This is a genomic window from Bacteroidota bacterium, from assembly GCA_034723125.1.
In the GTDB taxonomy this organism is placed as follows: domain Bacteria; phylum Bacteroidota; class Bacteroidia; order CAILMK01; family JAAYUY01; genus JAYEOP01.
The window spans coordinates 1-7,458 of sequence record JAYEOP010000559.1 but is presented as its reverse complement, the minus strand read 5'-3'; the positions used below and the strand labels follow the sequence as shown (position 1 = coordinate 7,458).

The window sequence follows — 7,458 nt, the reverse complement described above, 5'->3', positions numbered from 1 at the left end:
CGTTTGTCTTTATGAAAAAGTTCTTTTGCGGTTGATACATATTTCCCGATATCTTCTTTGTAATAATGTTCTAAGAATTCGTTGCCTACTTTTTCGTCGAGCAAATAAAACCGCTTTGCATGTTCGAGCCAACTGATTTTGTTTCCAAGCCTTTTTTCAAGTCGCAATGAATACCGGGGAAAATACTTTTTATTAATTTTGGTAATATTACTTAGCTGCTTTATGTTTTCTTTGTTATCAATAGAATTAAGCAACGCAAGCAATAAACCTTCAAAGGTTTTAATATCTTCAATTGAATCTTTTTTCTCTGTTTCAAAATACTTGAAAAATAATTTAATCGAGTTTATCAATATTGAATCTTTTATTGATGCTATTGAAATTTTTTCAATGGCATAATCAACAAAACTTTTTTGCATTTCAACGAAATAGTCGTTTGCCGGATCGCCTAAATTACAATAAGGGTCGTTTATATCTGCTTCTTTCGAAGCGAAATGGAATGCTAATAATTCGGCTAACAGACTTTCTAATTTGTTTTTAAAGAGTAAAGAAATAAAATATTCTTTTAATCCATCAAACAATTCATCTGCTTCCTGTTCGGCCATATATTGAACAGCTTCCCATTCAGGAATGTATCCACTATGCGGAGCAACATAATTTTCCCAATCGGTATCTTCCATGTTTAAACTTTCCATATCCGAAATGTATTCATCAAAAGAATCTTTTACTAACTCAGCAAATTCATGATTTTCGATTGTCTTACTGCTAGTTGTGTCAGAGTTAATGGAAATGCTATTAATAAAATTCTTTTTCAATTTATCATCCTTGTTTAAAAGTTGAAACAAGTAGTCAGTTTTTTCTTTTTCTGATACTTTGTTGAATATTTCTTTAAAATCCATAATTACAATATTTAAGATTAACTTTATTCCTATTCAAACCATCCACCATTTTCGTCCATAAATTGTAGGCACTCCTGTAGTGAACCTGTGAAAATTATAGCCCACTTTTCGTTATGCCGTTGCCAGTCGAGTGAACATTCACTGTCGTAAATCGTAATACGAGCATAAGGAAATTCTGCATATTTCCCGTCAATCAGGGGTTTAATGAATTTTGACTCAGGGTCGTCCCACCCAAATTGTTCTACAAGATGATAGAGATAAACTCTTCCTGCTTTTACTTCTATTCGGTTTACACTTTTCGACAATTTATTAGATTTCTTTATAAATCTTTCTACTTCACTTGATATCTTTGCCTTTTGAAAATTATCAAGTTTTTTCGGTTTAGGATTGCTTTTTATCCACATGTTTTCATTTATTTATTTTTATGCAATTATTGTTTATGCCAATCCGGTAATTCTTGTTTAATCCCATATCAATATTTTATAATTCCTAACCAATATACTTTGGCAAGCTATCATTCTTTTCTATAAAACTTAACATTTTTTGCAAAGAATCTCGTTGCTTTATATCTCTTGCTACTTTTAATTCATTATGGATTAAATCCTTTTCCTTAAATTTAAACAACAATCTGATTAAAATATAAAGTTTTACTTCCTTGTCTTTTTCAATGTATTTTGTTTTGTAAATTTTAATTGCATTCTCAAAATCAAATAAATGGGCATAATATCTAAAAGCAAATTCGGTATAGTTATTTAGTTTTCTTTCTTTGTCGTATAAATTAGTACTCCACGAACTACCTCTTACAACTTCTTTATTTTTCTTTTCCCACAGTCTTTTTAGCTCTTTAACAGCCAACTCTTTCATATCAGGTGTTTGACAATAGCTAATAAATATCTCCATAAGTTCACTATATACTGTGTATCTGTTTAGTTCATTGTCAATAACTAAATTAATACCTTTTGTAATAAAATCTTCAATAGACATACTATGTCGATAGATTCTAATTGTTTGTTCAAAAAAATCAGCTTGCTCTATCCCCACAGATTCAAAAGAATCGTAAGTTGAAAAAATCTGATAACCACAAGCATAAGTAAGCGTTTCGTATAAAATCTGTAACTCCTGCCCACAACGTAATGGAGAATTTCCATTTTTTTCAGCTTCAATTATCTCTTTATACAAGCGTTTTACCACAAAACGCCATTTTGGACGTTCCTTTTTGGAAATAATGGTATTTGGTATCAAATAATTCTGTTCTATCGCATTATCATGAAAGATATCCACATCTTCTGCAATATCTTCAATTTGTCTTATTTTCTTTTGCTTAACCACCTTAGTTGTTTTAACAGGCTTTTCAATTAGGTCGTCTATCTGGTAAATTTCTTTCTTGTTTTTTGGCACCAATTTATAAAGCTCTGCAATAATATATTCCAGTTCTTTTTTAGAGTGTTTTTTTACTGTTGTTCTTAATTCTCCAATCTTCATTTTTTCTATTTTTAATATTTAGTAAATCGTTTTAATTTCATCATCCATTGCTAAAAATATTCTTATCAAATCCTGTAAATCCTGTTAATCTTGTCTCAAAGAAGCCTGTTAATCCTGTCTAAGAAAACCTATAAATGTAAATCATGTTAATCCTGTCTATATCACGCCCACTTCTCAAAATTTTCCTTAACAAATTCTTCCATCTCTTTTAAATCTTCGGCATTCTGTTTGTTTTCTTTCCATTCACTTAAAGCATAAGAAAAACTTTCGCCCGGAGCATCTGTTGCCCAGTCGCTAAACTCTGATGTTGCTTCTTTTTCAAAGCGGTAAAGACCTTTAAGTATTCCCATACAACAGATTTTTTCTTCTTGAAACATTGATAATATCCGGTATTTTTTCATTTCATCAATAAATGGCTCAATGGTTTCTTCTACCATTTCAAAAGCTCTTTCATGTGGTTCAATATAACCATTACTCGTACTTCCAGAACTATCCCAAAGGTCTTCAACATAAAGACTATCCAATTCAGAATAAACTTCTTCAGCAATACTATCTAAATCAATTTCGCTCAAATATTCTTTTGCAAGTTGTTCAATTTTTACACGAATGCTTTTATCCTCTTTAGCAAGTTGCTTTAAAACAGCAAATGCATCGCTTGGAGATAATTGTTCTAAAATATTTTTTTTACTCATAATACAATTTATTCTTTATCCTCTTTTCTTTTTGCACCTTCAATTATGCTAAGTTTCGAAGCACCTTCAATTGCTTTAATAGCAATATCTTTAACACTTGTTTCAGCGTTTACAGTTTTGGTGTTTAGTTCTTTAACATTGTTTTCTAATTCTTTTATTCTTGCTTGAAGTGAGCTTATTGTTTGGTTTTTTAAATTAAGTTCGCCTTCAACGTGTTTTTGTGCAAGTTGTTTTTCAAAATCATACTGTGATTTTAGTTTTTCAGAAAGTGCTTTTTCGGTATCTTTCACAGATTTTTCGAGTTCTGACGGAAAATTGTCAACTTGCTTTCTTAAATCTTCAAGCTCGTTTTCCGATTTAGCAACATTAGATTCACGTTCTGCAATAGCTTTATCAAATTCTGTTTGTTTTTCAATCATTTGTTTTTCTGCCACAGCTTTCTTTTCTTGATAAGTATTTTCTTCTTTTTTCCTTTTCAGGGCTAATTCATATTTGTATTCTTCATCTTCTCTTTTTCTTTGTTTTTCGTTTTCTGCTTTCTTTTCTTTTATTTCGTTTTCTGTTTTTTTAATTTCTTTTTCCCATTGTTCTCTTTTATTTTTTATTTCAGCGTTAAAATTATTTTCAGTTTCAAGAGATTCTTTTTCAAAAGTTTCAATTTTCTCTTGATGAGTTTGTGCTAATGCTATTAATGAATTGGCACTAATTTTAATTTCGTAAAGTTCTTCGAGATTATTTTTTTCAAAGTCAATTGCTGTTTGCAAATTGCTTAGTTTTTTGTATTCCTCTGTAAGAGTTTCCTCAAGATTATCTAAAGTGCCGTTTAGTGTTGATTTTAAATTTGCTGTGCCTTTAATAATTTTCTCAGGAGATAAAGACGATGCTGTTTTTATAGTTTCTGCTTTTTGCGATTGTTCTTTAGTTTTTTGAACATCTTCTTTTGATTCTTCGTTAAGCTTATCTTGTAATTCGTTATAAGCTTCCAATAAATCTTTTTTTGTACTTGCTTTGTTAATTTTTTTTGCCATAGTTTCAATGTTTTTTTGTTAATATATAAAATTATTTTTTTGTGTTCTTTTTATTCTTCTGCTAAATTTATTTTATCAAATCCTGTAAATCCTGTAAATCCTGTCTAAAAAAAGCCTGTTAATCCTGTCTAAAAAAAGCCTGTTAATCCTGTTAATCCTGTCTCAAAAAAATTGTTAATCCTGTCTAACCAACTCACACATTCCAAATCCCATCGAATTCATACTCCCAAATCCTGCATTCAACCCAAGCTCAATTAATTCTTTTGGAGCTGTTAGTTCAAAGTCGAACCAATAAGCACGTACCTTAGTTTCTGCTTTTGTATTTGCTTTTATTTTTTGCATTGAGGTTTTTGTATAAAGTTTTACTACATTAAAATCCAAATCGTCCAAATAGAGTCTGTTTTTTCCGCTTGCTTCGTATTTGTCTATCAGGTTTTTTAGAAAAAGCTCTTTGTATTTCGGATGTGTAGGCAGGATGTATGTTTCGTATTTTTTATTTTCTTCAAATAATCCTAATGTGATAGGGGAGAGTGGTTTGATTTTTACAGTTGCTGTGTTTGGTATTTCGTTTTTCAATACTTCAATGGTTTCCACCTTCATATCAATTTGTGAAATTTTATCTCCAATACTTGCCTTTTGATTTTGAAACAATCCCATTACAAAATTTTCCATTTGTTCGGGCAATTGAAAGGCTATTGTTAAAAAAACTTTTCGTGACCAAATTTCTATGCGGTCGCTTTTAGGAATTATTTTCCATGTATGTTTCGGGAATTTTAATTGTGAGAATGTAAACAACTTAAATGTTTTTCCGTTTTCTAATTTGTATCCTGCTTCATGTAGTTTTGATGCAAATTCTTTATCTGCTTGTGCAAAAACTTTGTAAATCCATGCACTTATAGGGTATTGATAGTTTAATGGTAAAACTTGTTTTTTGCCTGATAGTTGAAAAGTTATTTTTATTCTCATATTCTATTTAAAAATTTAAGCTCAAAATTAATTGATAAAAATGTCAACTTCCATCATTTGGTAATATTATTTTTAAAAATATTTAATTTTAGCTTTTACATGTTTTACCAAAGTTGTTGGTTTAATTATTTCAACATTTTCACAAAGTCCGAGTACAAAGTGTTTTATACCATTAGCTACAAATCCGTCCTTTAAAAATATATTCTTTGTCATTTTGTTTTTTGATATGTTTTTCAGATAGAGGGTATTCTTTTATGAGTATATTTTTTGCTCTAATCCATAGCAAAAAAGTCATAGTTTCCTTTGCCTACGTTTTTATTTAATGTATTTAATATTTTATGTACATTATCATCAATTCCTTGAATAAATAGTGGTTTTCCATCTTTACCAAATTCAATTTCATCAATGCGTTTATCAATGTAATCAGAATTTAGTAAGTATTCGGTAGTTTTAAAATCTTTATGGGGATAAAAACCCAAATCTTCTGCATAATCAATTGCTCCATAAATTATATTATGAGCTTCATCTACTTCAATATCAATCATGTCTTCATGGTCTAGTATATTATCTTTAATATCCTCATACTCCATTTCTTTTTTATTAAAATCGAAAAACGTATTTTTTAAACCTAAGCAAAATATATCAATGAGGTATAATGCAAAAATATAATTCCCACTTGGTTGTTTTTTACTTATCATTATTGTTGCCATTCCTTTTTCTTGCCAATCGCTATTAATAAAACATTCGTGATAAGGTAATTTGTGTGATCTTGTTTGCAAGTATTTCTTTGCTGATGTTTTCTGGTTCATAAATTATTTTTTTTAAAAAGTGTTAAATTTTCTTAGTCATTTTAAATTTATATTTTTTTCATACTTCAAAACTAATAAAAAATCCACAAAGAAATAGATGAGATGTTTTAAAAATTTGTCTGAGGGAAAAAATAGGAAAATATAAAATTAGCATTCGTTGTTCATTTTTTAGGATTTATGTATTTTTGCTAAAAATTTGAGATTTATGAAATTAGCAATAGTTGGAGCAACAGGAATGGTTGGAAGAAAGATGCTCAAAGTAATTGAAGAGCGTAACATTAAAGTTGATGAATTGTTTTTATGTGCGTCCTCACATTCAGTGGGCAAAATAATCGAATTCAAAGGAGAAAAGATAGAGGTTCAAAGTATTGAAGATGTTTTAAATAAAAATGTTGATTATGCAATTTTTTCAGCAGGAGGGACTGTTTCTAAGGAATGGGCACCAAAGTTTGCGAAAAAAGGAACAGTAGTAATTGATAATTCTTCTGCTTGGAGGATGAATGAGAAAATAAAACTTGTTGTTCCTGAAATAAATGGAGATGCTTTAACAAGTGAAGACAAAATAATTGCTAATCCTAATTGCTCAACAATTCAACTTGTTGCGGTTTTGTATCCATTGCATAAAAAATATTCTTTAGAGAGAGTTGTTGTTTCTACTTATCAATCGGTAACAGGCTCGGGCAAAAAGGCGGTTGAGCAGTTGATGACAGAAAGAAAAAACGAGAAAGCAAAAATGTTTTATCCTCATCCTATTGATTTAAACTGTATTCCTCATGGTGGTGATTTTAATGAAAACGGATATACAACTGAGGAAATGAAATTGGTAGAGGAAAGTAGAAAAATATTGAATATAAATAGTCTAAAAATTACTTCAACGGTTGTGCGTATTCCGGTTTTAGGCGGGCATTCCGAAAGTGTGAATATTGAGTTTAAAAATAAAATTGATTTAAAGGAGCTAAAACAAATACTTGAAAATACAAAAGGAATCAAAGTTGAAGATGAGCCATTTGAAAATATTTATCCTATGCCTGTAAATGCCGAGGGTAAAGATGATGTTTTTGTTGGGCGGATACGAAAAGACTTCTCAAAGAAAAATGCGGTAAATTTATGGATAGTTTCTGATAATCTGAGAAAAGGAGCAGCCACTAATGCAGTACAAATTTTGGAAAAGATAATTGATAATTGAGAAGTTAGTGCTGTAACTATTTTCGGCTAAGTTCTAATGATTACATTTTTATTTTAATGTGATAATATCGTACCTACGGCACTTCTTTTCTTTGTTTATTTTTACCATAATATCGTACCTACGGTACTGAAAAAAGCTCCAGAGGAGCGATATTATGGTAACTTCTGTGATAAAATAAACAAAAGTGCCATCGGCACGACATTATTTGCTGAGATAAATAGAACTTAGCCCCCTTAATTGTAATAAGTATCTCAAGTTTCGCATAATAATTTTGTGTGCTAACATATTTATTATCTGACTGTTATATTATGTATTTTTTCTTAGTGCAACTTTGTGCCTTGGTGTCTTTGTGGCAAGATATTGATAATTAGCCACGAATATTCTAAGACACTAAGAATC

The 7,458-nt window shown here is 29.9% G+C and carries 9 protein-coding genes; 1 reads left to right on the top strand and 8 read right to left on the bottom strand.

Features of this window, described 5'->3' with window-relative positions; translation table 11 throughout:
• The 8 genes from U9R42_14260 to U9R42_14225 form a co-directional block, all read right to left on the bottom strand.
• The coding region (locus tag U9R42_14260; protein ID MEA3497187.1) for a hypothetical protein at window positions 1–896 on the bottom strand (896 nt) is incomplete at its 3' end.
• 29 nt (window positions 897–925) lie between these two features.
• Window positions 926–1,300, bottom strand: coding sequence for a hypothetical protein (locus U9R42_14255; protein ID MEA3497186.1), 375 nt, complete (start codon window positions 1,298–1,300; stop codon window positions 926–928).
• 85 nt (window positions 1,301–1,385) lie between these two features.
• On the bottom strand, window positions 1,386–2,378 hold the full coding sequence (locus U9R42_14250; GenBank protein ID MEA3497185.1) for a hypothetical protein: 993 nt from the start codon (window positions 2,376–2,378) through the stop codon (window positions 1,386–1,388).
• A gap of 161 nt (window positions 2,379–2,539) precedes the next feature.
• On the bottom strand, window positions 2,540–3,070 hold the full coding sequence (locus tag U9R42_14245; GenBank protein MEA3497184.1) for a hypothetical protein: 531 nt from the start codon (window positions 3,068–3,070) through the stop codon (window positions 2,540–2,542).
• A gap of 8 nt (window positions 3,071–3,078) precedes the next feature.
• Entirely contained in the window at window positions 3,079–4,098 is a 1,020-nt protein-coding gene (locus U9R42_14240) for a hypothetical protein (protein MEA3497183.1), read from the bottom strand.
• A 174-nt stretch (window positions 4,099–4,272) separates the two neighbouring features.
• On the bottom strand, window positions 4,273–5,064 hold the full coding sequence (gene cas6 / locus U9R42_14235) for a CRISPR-associated endoribonuclease Cas6 (protein MEA3497182.1): 792 nt from the start codon (window positions 5,062–5,064) through the stop codon (window positions 4,273–4,275).
• Between the two features lie 72 nt (window positions 5,065–5,136).
• Complete coding sequence (locus U9R42_14230) at window positions 5,137–5,277, bottom strand: hypothetical protein (protein ID MEA3497181.1); 141 nt, start codon at window positions 5,275–5,277, stop codon at window positions 5,137–5,139.
• A gap of 59 nt (window positions 5,278–5,336) precedes the next feature.
• Window positions 5,337–5,873 (bottom strand): hypothetical protein, encoded by a 537-nt coding sequence (locus U9R42_14225; GenBank protein MEA3497180.1) that lies wholly within the window; start codon window positions 5,871–5,873, stop codon window positions 5,337–5,339.
• A gap of 205 nt (window positions 5,874–6,078) precedes the next feature.
• Here U9R42_14225 and U9R42_14220 point away from each other — a divergent pair, with 205 nt between their 5' ends.
• Complete coding sequence (locus U9R42_14220) at window positions 6,079–7,059, top strand: aspartate-semialdehyde dehydrogenase (GenBank protein ID MEA3497179.1); 981 nt, start codon at window positions 6,079–6,081, stop codon at window positions 7,057–7,059.
• The last annotated feature ends 399 nt before the right edge of the window (window positions 7,060–7,458 follow it).